This is a genomic window from Variovorax boronicumulans, from assembly GCF_009811375.1.
Lineage (GTDB): Bacteria > Pseudomonadota > Gammaproteobacteria > Burkholderiales > Burkholderiaceae_C > Variovorax > Variovorax boronicumulans.
The window spans coordinates 2,526,628-2,541,654 of record NZ_BKDH01000001.1 but is presented as its reverse complement, the minus strand read 5'-3'; the positions used below and the strand labels follow the sequence as shown (position 1 = coordinate 2,541,654).

13 protein-coding genes are annotated in these 15,027 nt (G+C 71.8%); all 13 read left to right on the top strand.

The annotated features are described in order from the left end of the window. Positions 1-37 precede the first annotated feature (37 nt). The 13 genes from VHAB30_RS11630 (at position 38) to VHAB30_RS11570 (ending at position 15,018) form a co-directional block, all read left to right on the top strand. On the top strand, positions 38-1,987 hold the full coding sequence (locus VHAB30_RS11630) for a TonB-dependent receptor domain-containing protein (RefSeq protein WP_159277129.1): 1,950 nt from the start codon (positions 38-40) through the stop codon (positions 1,985-1,987). Continuing rightward, positions 1,972-3,369, top strand: coding sequence for a cobyrinate a,c-diamide synthase (locus tag VHAB30_RS11625; RefSeq protein ID WP_159277128.1), 1,398 nt, complete (start codon positions 1,972-1,974; stop codon positions 3,367-3,369). The genes VHAB30_RS11630 and VHAB30_RS11625 overlap by 16 nt, the downstream gene beginning before the upstream one ends. Then, positions 3,356-3,937, top strand: a complete 582-nt coding sequence (locus VHAB30_RS11620) for a bifunctional adenosylcobinamide kinase/adenosylcobinamide-phosphate guanylyltransferase (RefSeq protein WP_159277127.1) — start codon at positions 3,356-3,358, stop codon at positions 3,935-3,937. The genes VHAB30_RS11625 and VHAB30_RS11620 overlap by 14 nt, the downstream gene beginning before the upstream one ends. 11 nt (positions 3,938-3,948) lie before the next feature. After that, positions 3,949-4,815, top strand: a complete 867-nt coding sequence (locus VHAB30_RS11615; protein ID WP_159278335.1) for an ABC transporter substrate-binding protein — start codon at positions 3,949-3,951, stop codon at positions 4,813-4,815. Between the two features lie 5 nt (positions 4,816-4,820). Next, positions 4,821-5,831 carry a FecCD family ABC transporter permease gene (locus tag VHAB30_RS11610; RefSeq protein ID WP_159277126.1) on the top strand — a complete coding sequence of 337 codons (1,011 nt, stop codon included), beginning with the start codon at positions 4,821-4,823 and terminating at the stop codon, positions 5,829-5,831. Next, positions 5,828-6,610, top strand: a complete 783-nt coding sequence (locus VHAB30_RS11605) for an ABC transporter ATP-binding protein (RefSeq protein WP_159277125.1) — start codon at positions 5,828-5,830, stop codon at positions 6,608-6,610. Before VHAB30_RS11610 ends, VHAB30_RS11605 begins: the two co-directional genes overlap by 4 nt. A 304-nt stretch (positions 6,611-6,914) precedes the next feature. Further along, the gene (gene cobO / locus VHAB30_RS11600; RefSeq protein ID WP_056581458.1) at positions 6,915-7,484 is read left to right on the top strand and encodes a cob(I)yrinic acid a,c-diamide adenosyltransferase; all 570 of its coding nucleotides are present in this window, start codon (positions 6,915-6,917) and stop codon (positions 7,482-7,484) included. Positions 7,485-7,489: 5 nt separating this feature from the next. Then, entirely contained in the window at positions 7,490-8,188 is a 699-nt protein-coding gene (bluB, locus tag VHAB30_RS11595) for a 5,6-dimethylbenzimidazole synthase (protein ID WP_159277124.1), read from the top strand. Then, positions 8,188-8,661 carry a MotA/TolQ/ExbB proton channel family protein gene (locus VHAB30_RS11590; protein ID WP_095745109.1) on the top strand — a complete coding sequence of 158 codons (474 nt, stop codon included), beginning with the start codon at positions 8,188-8,190 and terminating at the stop codon, positions 8,659-8,661. Before bluB ends, VHAB30_RS11590 begins: the two co-directional genes overlap by 1 nt. After that, a complete protein-coding gene (locus VHAB30_RS11585; RefSeq protein WP_159277123.1) occupies positions 8,658-9,011 on the top strand; it encodes a DUF2149 domain-containing protein in 354 nt (117 codons plus the stop codon). The genes VHAB30_RS11590 and VHAB30_RS11585 overlap by 4 nt, the downstream gene beginning before the upstream one ends. Next, positions 9,008-13,006, top strand: a complete 3,999-nt coding sequence (gene cobN / locus VHAB30_RS11580; RefSeq protein WP_235926591.1) for a cobaltochelatase subunit CobN — start codon at positions 9,008-9,010, stop codon at positions 13,004-13,006. Before VHAB30_RS11585 ends, cobN begins: the two co-directional genes overlap by 4 nt. 18 nt (positions 13,007-13,024) lie before the next feature. Further along, on the top strand, positions 13,025-14,005 hold the full coding sequence (gene cbiB, locus VHAB30_RS11575; protein WP_159277122.1) for an adenosylcobinamide-phosphate synthase CbiB: 981 nt from the start codon (positions 13,025-13,027) through the stop codon (positions 14,003-14,005). Next, on the top strand, positions 14,002-15,018 hold the full coding sequence (locus tag VHAB30_RS11570; protein ID WP_159277121.1) for an aminotransferase class I/II-fold pyridoxal phosphate-dependent enzyme: 1,017 nt from the start codon (positions 14,002-14,004) through the stop codon (positions 15,016-15,018). Before cbiB ends, VHAB30_RS11570 begins: the two co-directional genes overlap by 4 nt. The last annotated feature ends 9 nt before the right edge of the window (positions 15,019-15,027 follow it).

The window sequence follows — 15,027 nt, the reverse complement described above, 5'->3', positions numbered from 1 at the left end:
AGCCGGCCAGGGCATAGAAGTTCGTTCGGTTCACCCCATGATTTCCTGTGTTTCCCTCTCCAGCGGCCGCGCCAGCGTGCGCCGCAACCGTCCCGCGTGCCTGCCGCTGACGCTCGCCCTGGCCTCGGCCTTCGGCGGCCTGGCCCTGGTGCCGCTGGCCGCGCAGGCGCAAGTTGCAGCAGCATCTGCCACGCTCGACGAAACCGTCGTCACCGCCAACCGCACGCCGCAGGCGCTGTCGGACCTGGTGGGCGATGTCTCCATCATCGACCGCAAGACCATCGAGCGCAGCGGCGCGACCGGCGTGGCCGACGTGCTGGCGCGCCTGCCGGGCATGGAGATCTCGCGCAGCGGCGGCGTGGGCAACGCCACCAGCGTGTTCATCCGCGGCGCCGAATCGCGCTTCACCGCGGTCTACCTCGATGGCGTGCGCATCGATTCGCAATCGACCGGCGGCGCCGGCTGGGAGGGCATTCCGCTCGCGCAGATCGACCGCATCGAAGTGCTGCGCGGCCCGGCCGCCGCCGTGTACGGCTCGGACGCCGTGGGCGGCGTGATCCAGCTCTTCACCAAGCGCGGCGAGGAGGGCGTGTCGCCCTACGCCGTCATCGGCTTCGGCAGCCACGGCCTGCGCAAGATCGAAGGCGGCGTGAGCGGCAAGTCGGGCCTGCTCGACTACTCGTTCGGCGTGGCGCATGAGGAAAGCAAGGGCTTCAACATCCAGCCGATCGCCAAGCGCACGCCCTCGAAGGACGGCTTCACCAACCCCGACCGCGACGGCTACCGCAGCACTTCGGGCAACCTGAAGCTGGGCTTCCAGATCACGCCCGACCAGCGCATCGACGCCACCTTGCTCACCAGCAACACCGAGGCGGCCTACGACCCGTCGGTGAGCTTTCGCACCAAGCCGCCGATCACCTTCCGCAACGACGTGTCGACCAACGAGCTGCGCACCGCCGGCCTGACCTGGTCGGCCAAGTGGAACGACATCTACAGCACCCGCCTGCAGGTGACCGATTCGCAGACCGTCTACAAGACCCAGCCCTCGTTCTATCGCACCGAAACCCGCCTGCGCGGCTACCTGTTCCAGAACGAATTCCGTTTCGGCGCCCACCTGGTGACCGCCACGCTCGAGCGCCGCGAAGACGCGCTCGAGAACGCGCCGACCACCTCGGCCAAGCTGTTCTCGCGCGACCGCTCGCAGAACGCCGCCGCGCTGGGCTACGGCTACGTGAAGGGCCCGCATTCGCTGCAGCTGCATGTGCGCCACGACGACGACAGCGAGTTCGGCGGCAAGACCACCGGCAGCGCCGCCTACGGCTACGCGATCACGCCGAGCCTGCGCGCCACGGTGTCGGCCGGCACCGCGTTCCGCGCGCCCACGCTCTACCAGCGCTTCAGCGAGTACGGCCTGGCGAGCCTGCAGCCCGAATCGAGCCGCAACGTCGAGCTGGGCCTGCAGTACACGGCCGGCGCCACGCAGGCCGGCATCGTGCTGTACCGCAACCGCGTGCAGAACCTGATCGTGTTCGACGGCAGCGCCAAGGGTTGCCAGTCGTCGTTCGGCTGCTACGCCAGCACGGCGCGCGCACGCTACCAGGGCGTGACGCTCACGGGCGGCCACCGCATCGGCGACGTCACGCTGCGCGCCTCGCTCGACTACCAGGACCCGCGCGACCTCGCCACCGACCACCTGCTGGCACGCCGCGCACGGGCCCACGGCACGCTGGGCGCCGACTGGCGCATCGCCGGCTGGACGCTGGGCGCCGAGCTCCAGAGCTCGGGCAAGCGCTACGACGACGCGGCCAACACCGTCAAGCTCGGCGGCTACACGCTGCTGAACCTGTCGGCCAGCACGCAGATCACGCGCGACCTGAACCTGGTGGCGCGCGTGGACAATGTGGGCGACAAGGACTACCAGTTCGCACGGCTCTACGCCACCGGGGGCCGCACCGCGTACGTCGGACTCAAGTGGACTCCGCAGTAAACACCCGCCGCTCCTCGCCCGGCGCAGCCGTCACCTGCGCCGCGGTGCTCGTGGCCGCGCCGGCCTCGGGGCAGGGCAAGACCACGGTCGCGGCCGCGCTCGCGCGGCTGCACGTGCGCCAGGGCCGCCGCGTGCGGGCCTTCAAGTGCGGGCCCGACTTCCTCGATCCCCACTGGCTCGCGCTGGCCACCGGCGCGCCGGTGCATTCGCTCGACCTGTGGATGACCGGCGAGGCCGACTGCCGCGCGCGCCTGCATGCCGCCGCGAGCGAGGCCGACCTGGTGATCGTCGAAGGCGTGATGGGGCTGTTCGACGGCACGCCCAGCGCGGCCGAGCTGGCCGAGCGCCTGGGCCTGCCGGTGCTGGCCGTGATCGACGCGCAGGCCATGACCGGCACCTTCGGCGCGCTGGCCTACGGCCTGCAGAACTTCCGCCCGGGCCTGCCCTGGGCCGGCGTGCTCGCCAACCGCGTGGCCGGCGAGCGCCATGCCGACATGCTGAAGGACGCCTTGCGCGAGCCCGGCGACTGGCTCGGCGCCTTGCCGCGCAGCGCCGAGTTCGCGCTGCCCGAACGCCACCTGGGGCTGGTCGGCGCCGCCGAACTCGGCGATGCGATGGTGCGGCTTGATGCCGCGGCCGACGTGCTTGCCGCCACGCCGCTGGGGCAGCGCGCGCCCGGGCAGCTGCCGCAGGTGCGCTTCGAGCCCGTGCCGGCCGCGCCCATCGCGCCGCTGCTGGCCGGACGCACCATCGCCATCGCGCGCGACACGGCGTTCTCGTTCATCTACCCGGCCAACCTCGAGGTGCTCGAAGCCCTCGGCGCGCGGCTTGCGTTCTTCTCGCCGCTGGCCGACGAGCCGCTGCCGCCCTGCGACGCCGCCTGGCTGCCCGGCGGCTACCCCGAACTGCACGCGGCCGTGCTGTCGGCCAGCGACCGGCTGCGGCTCTCGCTCGCCAACCACGTCACGGCCGGCAAGCCGATCTGGGCCGAATGCGGCGGCATGATGGCGCTGTTCGACGAACTCGCCACGCGCGACGACGCCGAGCCGACCGACGTGCACCGCCTCTGGGGCGTGCTGCCGGGGCGGGCCGTCATGCAGAAGCGGCTGGCCGGCCTGGGCCCGCAGCAGCTCGACCTGGGCGCGCATGCCTTGCGCGGCCACACCTTCCACTACTCGCGCTGCGAGACGCCGCTCGCGCCCGCCGCGCGCACCGTCGGCACGCGCGGCGGCGAGGCGCTGTACGTGCACGGCCCCGTGCGCGCGAGCTACTTCCATGCGTGGTTCGCGTCCAGCCCGGAAGCGACCGCGCGGCTCTTCAGCGCCATGCCCCTCGAACTCGACAGCCACGCCGCACAGGCGCTCCCCGATGCCCCTCACTGAGCACGAATTCATCCTCGGCGGCCAGAAAAGCGGCAAGTCGCGCCGCGCCGAACAGCGCGCGGCCGACTGGCTGGCGTCCGGGCCTGCATCGCGCCGCGCGGTGCTGATCGCCACCGCGCAAGCCCACGACGACGAGATGCGCGAGCGCATCGCGCGCCACCAGGCCGACCGCGCCGAGCGCGTGCCCGGCCTGCAGACAATCGAGGAGCCGATCGAGCTGGGGCGCGCCATCGTCACGCAGAGCGCGCCCGACACGCTCGTGGTGGTCGACTGCCTCACGCTGTGGCTCACCAACCTGCTGATGCCGCTGCGCACCGAAGGCGCCGCCGTGGTCACACGCACGCCCTCGGCGCACGCCACGCTGCTGCTCATCGCGCTGCGCGAGGCGCGCGGGCCGGTGGTGCTGGTCGGCAACGAGATCGGCCTGGGCGTGATCCCGCTGGGCCGCGAGACCCGCGCCTTCGTCGACGTGCTCGGCCGGCTGAACCAGGACGTGGCGGCCGCCTGCCACCGCGCGACGCTGATGGTCGCCGGCCTGCCGCTGACGCTGAAGGCGCCCGGCGCATGAGCTTCGATCGCATGAAGACCTGGCTGCGCGCGTCGTTGCTCGGGCTCGCCCTGGTGGTGGGCGCGCAGGCGGCGCAGGCCGTCGATGTGGTCGATGAGCGGGGCGTCACCGTGCAGCTGGCGCAACCGCCGCAGCGCATCGTCTCGCTGCTGCCGTCGCTGACCGAAGGCGTCTGCGCACTCGGCGCCTGCGACCGCCTGATCGGTGTCGACCGCTATTCCAACTCGCCCGCGCAGGTGCGCGCGCTGCCGCAGCTCGGCGGCGGGATCGATCCGAACGTCGAAGCCATCGTCGCGCTCAAGCCCGACGTGGTGCTGCTCGCCAAATCGTCGCGCGTCACGCAGCGGCTCGAGACACTGGGCCTGAAGGTGATCGTGCTCGAACCCAGGAGCCACGCCGACGTGCGCCGCGTGCTCAGCGCGCTCGACCAGGTGCTCGGCACGCACGAGGCGCCCGCCGTGTGGCGCGCCATCGATGCGGCGGTGTCGGCTGCGGCCCAGTCGCTGCCCGCCAGCGCCAAGGGCCTGCGCGTGTACTTCGAGGTCAACACCGGCCCCTATGCGGCGGGCGATTCGTCTTTCATCGGCGAGACGCTCGCGCGCCTGGGCGTGAAGAACATCGTGCCGGCGTCGCTCGGCCCCTTTCCCAAGCTCAACCCCGAGTTCGTCGTGCGTGCGAACCCCGACCTCATCATGGTCAGCGTGCGCAGCGCGATGGGGCTGGAGCAGCGACCCGGCTGGGGCGGCATCCGCGCGGTGCGCGAAGGCCGCGTGTGCCGCTTCGACGCCGAGCAGACCGACGTGGTCGTGCGCCCCGGCCCGCGCATGGACGAGGCCGCGCGGCTGATGGCGCAGTGCCTGGCGGACAAGGGGCGGTGAGCGGCATGCATTCCGCGCACCTGCGTCGCGTGCTGCTGCTCGGTGCCGGCCTGCTGGTGCTGGGCGTGGCGCTGCTGCTTTTCGGCCTGGGCATCGGCAGCACCGGTTTCCAGAGCCTGCTGTCCGCGCGGCACGACCCGGTGGCGCTGCAGATCGTCTGGGACATCCGCCTGCCGCGCACCCTCGGCGCGTGGCTGGCGGGCGCGCTGCTCGGGCTTGCGGGCGCGGTGGCGCAGGGGCTCTTTCGTAATCCGCTGGCCGATCCGTACCTGCTGGGCAGCGCCTCGGGCGCGTCGCTCGCCGTGGCGCTGGCGCTGATGCTGTTCGGCGGCTCCGTCACCAGCACGCAATGGGTGATGCGCCTGGGGCTCACCGGCGCGGCCTTCGTCGGCGCGGTGGCCGCGGTGCTGCTCACGCTCACGCTGGCGCGCGGCGTGCAGCAGACCCTGCGGCTGTTGCTGGCGGGCGTGATCGTCGGCGTGGTGCTGGGCGCCGCCAAGGACCTCATCACCATCGCCTCGGCCGACATTCTTCAGGCGCTGCAGGGCTTCGTGCTCGGCAGCACCGGGCTGGTCGGCTGGGCCGCCTGCGCCGTGATGGCGGCGGTCGGCGCGGTCTGCCTGCTGCTGGCCTGGGCGCTCGCGCCGGTGCTCGACGGGCTCGCGCTGGGCGAGGCCACGGCGCGCAGCCTGGGCCTGCCGCTGGGCGCCATGCGCGCCGCGCTGGTGGCGGTGCTGGCGCTGGCGACCGGCGCCGCCGTCGCGCAGACCGGCCTCATTGCTTTCGTCGGCCTGGCCGCGCCGCACCTGGTGCGCTCGGTGGTCAAGACCACGCATGCGCGGTTGATCGTGCTGTCGGCGCTGATGGGCGGGCTGCTGCTGATGGCGGCCGACCTGCTGGCGCGCTGGCTGATTGCGCCGCAGGAACTGCCGGTGGGCGTGCTCACCGCGGTGCTTGGCGGCAGCTACCTGCTGTGGCTGATGCACCGGCGCGGCGCGAAGGGAGGCGGCATATGAGTCGCACCTCATCCGCCGCACTCGAAGCGCGCAGCCTCAGCGCCACGCTCGGGTCGGTCGAGGTGCTGCACGGCATCGACCTGTCGCTCGCGGCCGGCCGCTGGACCAGCATCGTCGGGCCGAACGGCGCCGGCAAGTCGACGTTGTTGAAAGCGTTGGCCGGCTTGCTCGCACATCGCGGTGAGGTGCGGCTCTTCGGCGAGGCGCAGGCGGCCGTGCCGGCCCGCGTGCGCGCACGGCGCCTGTCGTGGCTGGGCCAGAGCGGCACGGGCGAGGGCAGTGCGGACGACCTGATGGTCTACGACGTCGCCATGTTGGGTCGCCTGCCGCACCAGCGATGGCTCGCGGCACCCAGCGAAGCTGATCGGGATGCTGTGGAGCGCGCACTGCGCAGCACCCAGGCCTGGGACTGGCGCGACCGTCCGCTGGGGCAGCTGTCGGGCGGCGAACGCCAACGCGTGCTGCTGGCGCGTGCGCTGGCGGTCGAGGCCGAGCTGCTGCTGATGGACGAGCCGCTGGCCAACCTCGATCCGCCGCATCAGGCCGACTGGATGCAGACGGCGCGCGCACTGGTGGCCCAAGGCCGCACCGTGGTCAGCGTGCTGCACGAACTGCCGATGGCACTGGCCGCGGACGAATTGGTGGTGATGAACCGGGGGCGGGTGGTGCACCACGGTGCTTGCGCCGATCCTGCGACGCATGCTGCGCTCGAACAGGTGTTCGACCACCGGATTCGAGTGCATCGCGTGGCAGATCAATGGATCGCATTGCCGCTATGAAGCCTCGCGCATCGAGTCATTCAGGGCGCGCTCCCGCCGACGGGGCACCTTGCTCCGCGAATGTCCCCCGGCCTGCGGCCTCCTCCTTGATTTCGCTGCGCAAGGCACCCCATCGACGTGAGCGATCAGCGCGGTCGTTGATCCGCCCGCACCACGACAGCGCTCATCGTGCGCAGGACACTGGGTGCTTCCCGCAGCGAAATCAAGGAGGAGGGCGAAGCCCGGGGGACATTCGCGGAGGGAAGTACCCGGTGGCCTGTGCACACGCCCTGAACCACAAGAACACCCAAGAACGGAACCCTTCATGCAAATAGAAACCCCTCCCAGCGAAAAGCCCTACGAAAAGCCCGAAGGCGAACGCCGCGGCATCGTCATCGTCAACACCGGCGACGGCAAGGGCAAGAGCACGGCAGCCTTCGGCCTCGCCCTGCGCGCACACGGCCGCGGCAAGGCCGTGAAGATCTACCAGTTCATGAAGGTGCCGTCGGCGCGCTTCGGCGAGCACCGCATGTTCGAGCAGATCGGCATTCCCATCGAAGGCCTCGGCGACGGCTTCAGCTGGAAGAGCCAGGACCTCGAACGCTCGGGCCAGCTGGCGCGCGACGGTTGGGAAAAGGCCAAGGCCGCCATCCTGTCGGGTGACTTCTTCCTCGTGGTGCTCGACGAAATCACCTACCCGCTGATCTACGGCTGGCTGCCGCTCGACGGCGTGCTCGAGACCCTGCGCGCGCGCCCGAAGCACGTGCACGTCGTGCTCACCGGCCGTCGCTGCCCGCCCGAGATCATCGAGCTGGCCGACACCGTCACCGAGATGCAGATGGTCAAGCACGCGTTCAAGGCCGGCATCCCGGCGCAGCGCGGCATCGAGGACTGAACCCGATGGTGGCGCATGCGTTCGCGGCCGACGAGGCGAAGGCGGTGTACCGCGCCATCCACGAGCGGCGCGACATGCGCCACTTTGCGGGCGGTGAGGTGGCACCCGAGGTGCTGCGCCGCCTGCTCGACGCCGCGCACCATGCGCCCAGCGTCGGCTTCATGCAGCCGTGGCGCTTCATCCGCGTGCGCGGCGAAGGGCTGCGCCGGCAGCTGCACGAGGTGGTCGAGCGCGAACGCGTGCTCACCGCCCGCGCGCTCGGCCAGCGCGAAGACGAGTTCATGCGCCTCAAGGTGCAAGGCGTGCTCGACGCGGCCGAGCTGCTGGTGGTGACGCTGGCCGACGGCCGCGAGGCGCATGTGTTCGGGCGCCGTACCCTGCCGCAGATGGACTTGGCCTCCGCCTCCTGCGCCATCCAGAACCTCTGGCTCGCGGCACGCGCCGAGGGGCTGGGCATGGGCTGGGTGTCGTTGTTCGAACCCGCCGAGCTGGGCGTGCTGCTCGGCCTGCCCGACGGCGCGGAGCCGATCGCCTTGCTGTGCCTGGGCCCGGTGCATGCGTTCTACGAAGAGCCGATGCTGCAGCGCGAACGCTGGGCGAAGCGCGCGCCGCTGGCCTCGCTGGTATTCGACGAAAGCTGGGGCCGGCCGTCGGACCTGTTCGATCCTTCTTCCACTTCATCTTCTTGCGTGGAGCCCACCTGATGCTGGCCTTCGACACCGTTCTCTTCGAGCTCGCGCGGCTGTTCCTCTGGCCCGTGACGCTCGGCGTGCTGCTGTCCTTCGTCTATGCGGTGTACTGCCTCGGCGCCTTCGGCATCGAGTGGTGGCAGCGCCGGCGCGACCCGTCGCGCGCGCTGGTGCTGCAGCGCCACGCGCAGGCCAGCCAGGAGCAGATGGAGCTGGTCGTGCTCAAGCAGCTCGAAGGCGTGCGCCTGTGCAGCCGCGTGGCGCCGATGCTGGGGCTGATCGCCACCATGATCCCCATGGGCCCGGCGCTCGTGGCCGTGGCCTCGGGCGAATCGCAGGGCGTGGCGCAGAGCCTGGCGCCCGCGTTCGCGGCCGTGATCGTGGCGCTGGCCTCGGCCTCGATCACCTTCGTGGTCTACACCGTGCGCCGCCGCTGGCTCATGCGCGAGCTGGTGATGCTGCTCGACGCGCGGGACCGGCTGTCATGAGCCGACGCCAGTTCTCGATTTTGAGCAGCCTGGACAGCGACGACGACGACCCGGTGCTCTCGACCATCAACCTGATCGACGTCTTCATGGTCGTCATCGGCATGCTGATGATCGCGGTCATCAACAACCCGGTGAACCCGTTCTCGCAGGACAAGGTGACGGTCATCCGCCACGAGGGCCAGCCCGACATGGAGATCATCACGCGCGAAGGCCGGAAGGTCACGCGCTTCAAGGCCAGCGGCGCAACGGGGCAGAGCGACGGCGAAAAGGCCGGCACCGCCTGGCGCCTGAAGGACGGCACGATGATCTACGTGCCGGCGGACGCGGTGCCGGCGCCGGGCGGGAAGTGACGCGGCTTTTCGTCTTCTGGCTGGGGCTCCTGTGCCTGATGGCGCAGCCTGCGGTGGCGGCCGGGTCGCGTGTCGTGGTGCTGAGCACGGCGCTGGTGTCGCCTGCGCGCGTGGTGCGGCTGCAGACGGCGGCGCGCGAGGCCGGCGTGCCGCTGCAGGTGGTGTCGGCTGCGCAGGATACGCCCGAGGCGCTGGCTACCGCGGTCGACGGCGCGCGCCTGCTGGTCGTCGATGCGCCGCACCTCAGCGTCGCCCAGTCGGCGGCGGCGCGCTTCGGCGATGTCATTGCGCGAACCTCCGTCCCTTACGTGCAGATCGGTGAGTTCGCGCTCGTGGCAAAAGGCCAGAAACCGCCCGAGGTGCCACCGCTCGCGGCCGAGCGCGGCGTCGATGCGGCTTGGGCGCAGCGCCTGCGCGCCTATTGGCGCTTTCCAGGCGAAGCGAACCTGAAGGCCTCGGTGCAGGCGATGGCACGCGTCGGCGATGCCGCCGGGCTGCCCGACCCCGTGCCGCTGCCGCTCGCGGGCTTCTATCACCCCGACTGGCCGCGCGTCGAAAGCAGCATCGCTGCGGTCGAGGCACTGCCGAGCGGGCAAGGCACCGTCGCCATCGCCGTCAACAGTGCCACGCTCACCAGCGACGACACCGCCTGGCTCGACCGGCTGATCGGCACGCTTGCGCAACGCGGCCTGCGCGCCTATGCCTTCTACGGCCCACGCCAGCAGAAGGATCTGTTCTTCCGCATGACGCACGCCGGCGAGGGCGAGCGCGAGCGTCGTGTGGCGGACCTCCTCGTCAACGCCGCGCTGGTGTTCAGCCCCAACGAGCGCAAGGCCGAACTCGAACGCATCGGCGTGCCCGTGCTGCAGACGCTGCCCTCGCTGGCGATGGACGCGGCGCAATGGGCGCGCAGCAAGGACGGCCTGGCGCAGACCGACATCGCGGCCTACTACAGCCCGAGCGAACTCGCAGGCATGACCGACCCGATGCTCGTCACCGCGCGCGACGCCGCTACCGGCAGCCTGCAGCCGCTGCCCGCGCAGATCGACGCCGTGGCCGACAAGGCCGCCGCGCTGCTGCGCTTGCGGCGCACGCCGGCCGCCGAGCGCCGCGTGGCGATGCTGGTCTACAACTACCCGTCGGGCGAGGCGAACTTCGGTGCGTCGTTCCTCAACGTGCCGCGCAGCGTCGACCGGATGCTCTCCGCGATGCAGGCGGCCGGCTACCGCACCGAGGCGCCGGGCGCGGACAAGGTGATCGCGCAGGTGCAGGCCACGATGAAGGCCTACTACCCGACCGCGCAGGGCGGCGATGCGCTGCAGCCGCTGCTCGACCAGGGCCTGGCCGACACGCTGCCGCTGTCGCAGTACCTCGCCTGGTTTCGCGCGTTGCCCGCCGACACGCAACGCCGCATCGAAGCCTACTGGGGCCCGCCCGAGGCCTCGACGATGCTGCGGCCCGTGGCCGGTGTGCCAGCCTTCGTGGTGCCGCGCGTGCAGTTCGGCCAGGTGGTGGTGCTGCGCCAGCCGCCGCGCTTCGAGCCCGGCACGCAGGTGGCCGACAAGGCGCAGCAGGTGTACCACCGCGCGGCGGTGCCGCTGAGCCACGGCTACCTCGCCACCTACCTCTGGCTGCGCAGCCGCTTCGGCGCCGATGCGCTGGTGCACGTGGGCACGCATGGCACGGTCGAATGGTCGGCGGGCAAGGAGCGCGGGCTCTCGGTGCAGGACGATCCGCTGCTCGCGCTGGGCGACGTGCCCAACGTCTATCCGTACATCATGGACAACCTCGGCGAGGCGACCACCGCCAAGCGCCGCGGCCGCGCGACCATGGTGAGCCATTCGACGCCCATGTTCACGCCCGCAGGCTTCCGACCCGGCGTGCGGGACATGCACGAGCGCCTGCACGATTGGGAAACGCTGTCGCCCGGTGCGGTGAAGACCGCGCTGGAGCGGCGCCTCACCGCCGACTTCGTCGCGCAGCACTACGACCGCGACCTGCAATGGACGCCCGCGCGCATCCGCACCGATTTCGCCGGCTTCATCGCCGTGCTGCATCCGTACCTCGACGAACTCGCGCAGACCGCGCAGCCGCTGGGCCTGGCCACCTTCGGCGAGGCGCCCGATGCGCAGCGGCGGCGCCAGACGATCCTGCAGATCCTCGGCAAGCCCGTGGCGCAGGCGATGGGCGAAGACCTGGACGAGATGTTCCTCACCGATGCGGAGGGCATCGCGGCCTCGAAGCCGGCGCGCTGGCTCGAAACTGTGCTGGCGGGCAACGACACGGCCGACTCTGAACCTCTGCGCACCCTGGCCGCACGAGCCCGTGCGCTCGACGCGGTACTGGCCCACAACGAGGAAATCGAAGGCCTGCTCACCGCGCTCGACGGCCGCTACCTGAAATCGCGCTACGGTGGCGACCCGGTGCGCGACCCCGACAGCCTGCCGACCGGGCGCAACCTCTACGGCTTCGACCCCAGCCGCGTGCCCACGCGCGCCGCCTGGGACACCGGCGTCGCCGCGATGGACGACTGGATCGCCGCGCACGCCCGCACCCACGGCGGCCGTCCGCCGCAGAAGATCGCCTTCACGCTCTGGGCCGGCGAGGCCTCGCGCCATCAGGGCGTGACCGAGAGCCAGGCCTTTCACGCACTCGGCGTGAAGCCGCGCTGGGACGAGGCCGGGCGCATGGTCGGCATCGAGGTCGTGCCGGCCGCGGTGCTGAAACGACCGCGCATGGACGTGCTGATCAGCGTCACCGGCTCGTACCGCGACCAGTTCCCGCACGTGATGCGCTGGCTCGACGAGGCCGTGCAGCAGGTGGCCGGGCTCGACGAGCCCGGCAACGCCGTCGCGCAGCACAGCGAGGCGATGGCGCGCACGCTGCGCGCCGGGGGCGCGACGGCGGCCGAGGCGCGGCGCTGGTCGACCGCGCGCGTGTTCTCGAACGAGCAGGGCAGCTACGGCGCCGGGCTCGAGGAAGCGGTGCTCGCCACCGAACTCTGGAAGGGCCAGCAGCGCGGCGGCGGCGACGCGCAGATGGCCGGGCTCTACATGGACCGCATGGGCCACGCCTACGGGCGCGGCCTCGACGGCGCGACGCGCCCGGGCGCCTTCGCGGGCAACCTCGCGCAGGTCGATGCGGCGCTGATGGCGCGCACCTCCAACCTCTACGGCGTGCTGACCAACGACGATCCGTTCCAGTACCTGGGCGGCATTGCGCTGGCCGTGCGCCATCTCACGGGCAAGGACCCGGCGCTGTACGTGCAGAACCTGCGCGACGGCGCGGCCGTGCGCACCGACACCGCCGCCGGCGCCATCGCCCGCGAGATGCAGACGCGCTACCTGCACCCGCAATGGATCGAGGCGCAGAAGGCCGAGGGCTATAGCGGCGCGCTGCAGGTGCTCAAGACCGCGCAGTTCCTCTGGGGCTGGCAGGCGACCGCGCCCGCCGCGGTGCGCGCGGACCACTGGCAGTCGCTGCACGAGGTCTATGTGCGCGACACCTACAAGCTCGGCACGCGGCAGTGGCTGGAGCGTGAGAACCGCGCCGCCTTCGCGCAGACGCTGGAACGCATGCTCGACGCCGTGCGGCTGAACTACTGGAAGCCCGATGCCGCGACGCGGCGCGAACTGGCGCAGGCCTACACGGAGGCGGTGCGCACCACGGGGCTGCGAGAGCGCAACGAGGCGGTGCAGCGGTTTGCGCAGGCTGCGTTGGCGCCGTCGCCTGTCACTGCCCCAGCGCCGGTCGTTGTCGCCGCACCTTCCATCGCGCCCATCGAAGCGACGCAGTCTGCGCCGGAATCGCCCGCCGCACCGGACCTAGCGCAACCCGTGACCGGCCTCCAACTGAAGCCCATCACCGACACCCCATCGCCCCCGCCGCCGTCCGCCGTGCTGCCGCGCCTGCTCGCCACATTCGGCGCCGCCTTGCTGCTGGCCATCGGTGCACTGGTGCAATGGCGGCGCGGCCGGTCCGTGCCCGTCGCCTGATTCACGAGAATGCCTGCCATGCCCGCGCTCGATCCCTTCACTGTCTTCGCCCTCGCGCTGGTCGCCGCCCTGTGGCTGGCACTGGCCGTCGACCGCTGGCTGGGCGAGCCGCCCGCCGCGCTGCATCCGGTCGTATGGATGGGGCGCTACTTGGACTGGATGGGCAGCCGCCTCGCACCGCGCGCGGCCGACGCGAAGCCGCGCGACCTGCCCGGCTTCGCGATGGGGGCGCTCAGCTGGTGCGTGGGCGCGATGGCCGCGTTCGCCGTCGCATCGGCGGTGCAGAGCCTGGCGATGCAATGGCTGCCGGTCTGGGCCATGGCCGTGGTGCTCGGGCTCGCGTTCAAGCCGCTCTTTGCGTGGCGCATGCTGCGCGACGAGGTGCAGGCGGTCGAAGCCGCGCTGGGCGAATCGCTCGACGCCGGCCGCGCACGGCTCGCGCGCCTCGTGAGTCGCGATGTCTCGGTGCTGAGCGAGCGCGAAGTGCGCGAGAGCGCCATCGAGTCGCTGGCCGAGAACCTCAACGACTCGCTGGTGGCGCCCGTGTTCTGGTTCGTGCTGTTCGGCCTGCCCGGCGCGGCGCTCTACCGTTTCGCCAACACCGCCGATGCCATGTGGGGCTACCGCGGCGAACGCGGCGGGCGCGACTGGACCTGGTTCGGCAAGTGGGCCGCGCGCGCCGACGACGTGCTCTCATGGCTGCCCGCGCGCCTCACCGTGCTGCTGCTGGCCCTCGCGGCCGGCCGCTGGCCGCGCGGCGTGGCCCGCGAGGCGCGCCGCACGCCGTCGCCCAACAGCGGCTGGCCGATGGGGGCGATGGCGCTGCTGCTGGGTGTGCGGCTTGCGAAGCCGGGTGTGTATGCGCTGAACGGGGAAGGGCGCGCCGTCACGTCGGCCGACACCGCGCGCACCGCACAGCTCGGTGAACGGGCGGCGTGGGGGCTGGCGGTGATCGCTTCGCTCGCGATGCTGTCGCCGTTGCTGGCGAGGTGGGCATGACGAATCACGCCATGGTGCACGGCGGCCCCGACGAGACGGGCGCCGCGCCGCACGACTTCTCGACCAACGGCAACGCGGTGGGTTCGTGTCCTGCGGCGCTGGCTGCGTTGCGCGAGGCCGACGCCGCGCACTATCCCGATCCGCGCTACACCGCGCTGCGTTCCGCGCTCGCCGATTTCCACGGCGTGGCCGAAGAACGCATTGCGATCGCCGCGAGCGCGAGCGAATTCATCCACCGCATCAGCGCCGCCGTGGCACAAGCAGGCGGCGGAGAGGTTTGGTTGCCCGCGCACAGCTACGGCGACTACGACCGTTCGGCCAGGGCCTGGGGCCTCGGCGTGCGGCGCGCACCCGAGGAGGCCGAGGGCGCCGCGCTGCGTTGGTGCTGCGAACCGTCGAGCCCGTTCGGCCAGCCGCAGCCCGACATCGCGCAGCATGCCGCCAGCGATGCCGTCTGCGTGCTCGACATGGCCTACGAGCCGCTGCGCCTCGAAGGCCTGCCCTCGCACGACGCCGCGCAGCGCGACCGCCTCTGGCAGCTGTGGACACCGAACAAGGCCATGGGCCTCACGGGCATCCGCGCCGCCTACGCCATTGCTCCCGCGAACGCTGATGTGGCGGGCCCGCTGCTGGAGCGGCTCGCGCGCCTCGCGCCGTCGTGGCCGTTGGGCACGCACGGCGTGGCGCTGCTCACGACCTGGACCACCGACGAAGCGCAAGGCTGGCTCGCGCGCAGCCTCGACATCCTGCGCGACTGGAAGGCGCGGCAGCGCGCCGTGTGCGAATCGCTGGGCTGGCAGGTGCGGCCCGGCGACGCCAACTTCTTCGGTGCGCAGCCCGATGTGCCATACCCGCCCCGCGCCGCCGCACTGCGCGCCGAGGGCATCAAGCTGCGCGACTGCGCCTCCTTCGGCCTGCCGGGGCACCTGCGCCTGGGCGTGCTGCCGCCGGCCAGCCAGCAGGCCTTGAAGGCCGCGTGGGCGAGGGCCAGCGCCGCACGACACAGCGGCTGAACGCACCTC

Bases quoted from the DNA above. Each gene is read 5' to 3' on its own strand.
- VHAB30_RS11630 (WP_159277129.1), top strand. From the start codon at position 38: ATGATTTCCTGTGTTTCCCTCTCCAGCGGCCGCGCCAGCGTGCGCCGC.
- VHAB30_RS11620 (WP_159277127.1), top strand. From the start codon at position 3,356: ATGCCCCTCACTGAGCACGAATTCATCCTCGGCGGCCAGAAAAGCGGC.
- VHAB30_RS11615 (WP_159278335.1), top strand. From the start codon at position 3,949: ATGAAGACCTGGCTGCGCGCGTCGTTGCTCGGGCTCGCCCTGGTGGTG.
- VHAB30_RS11610 (WP_159277126.1), top strand. From the start codon at position 4,821: ATGCATTCCGCGCACCTGCGTCGCGTGCTGCTGCTCGGTGCCGGCCTG.
- VHAB30_RS11605 (WP_159277125.1), top strand. From the start codon at position 5,828: ATGAGTCGCACCTCATCCGCCGCACTCGAAGCGCGCAGCCTCAGCGCC.
- cobO (WP_056581458.1), top strand. From the start codon at position 6,915: ATGCAAATAGAAACCCCTCCCAGCGAAAAGCCCTACGAAAAGCCCGAA.
- bluB (WP_159277124.1), top strand. From the start codon at position 7,490: ATGGTGGCGCATGCGTTCGCGGCCGACGAGGCGAAGGCGGTGTACCGC.
- VHAB30_RS11590 (WP_095745109.1), top strand. From the start codon at position 8,188: ATGCTGGCCTTCGACACCGTTCTCTTCGAGCTCGCGCGGCTGTTCCTC.
- VHAB30_RS11585 (WP_159277123.1), top strand. From the start codon at position 8,658: ATGAGCCGACGCCAGTTCTCGATTTTGAGCAGCCTGGACAGCGACGAC.
- cbiB (WP_159277122.1), top strand. From the start codon at position 13,025: ATGCCCGCGCTCGATCCCTTCACTGTCTTCGCCCTCGCGCTGGTCGCC.
- VHAB30_RS11570 (WP_159277121.1), top strand. From the start codon at position 14,002: ATGACGAATCACGCCATGGTGCACGGCGGCCCCGACGAGACGGGCGCC.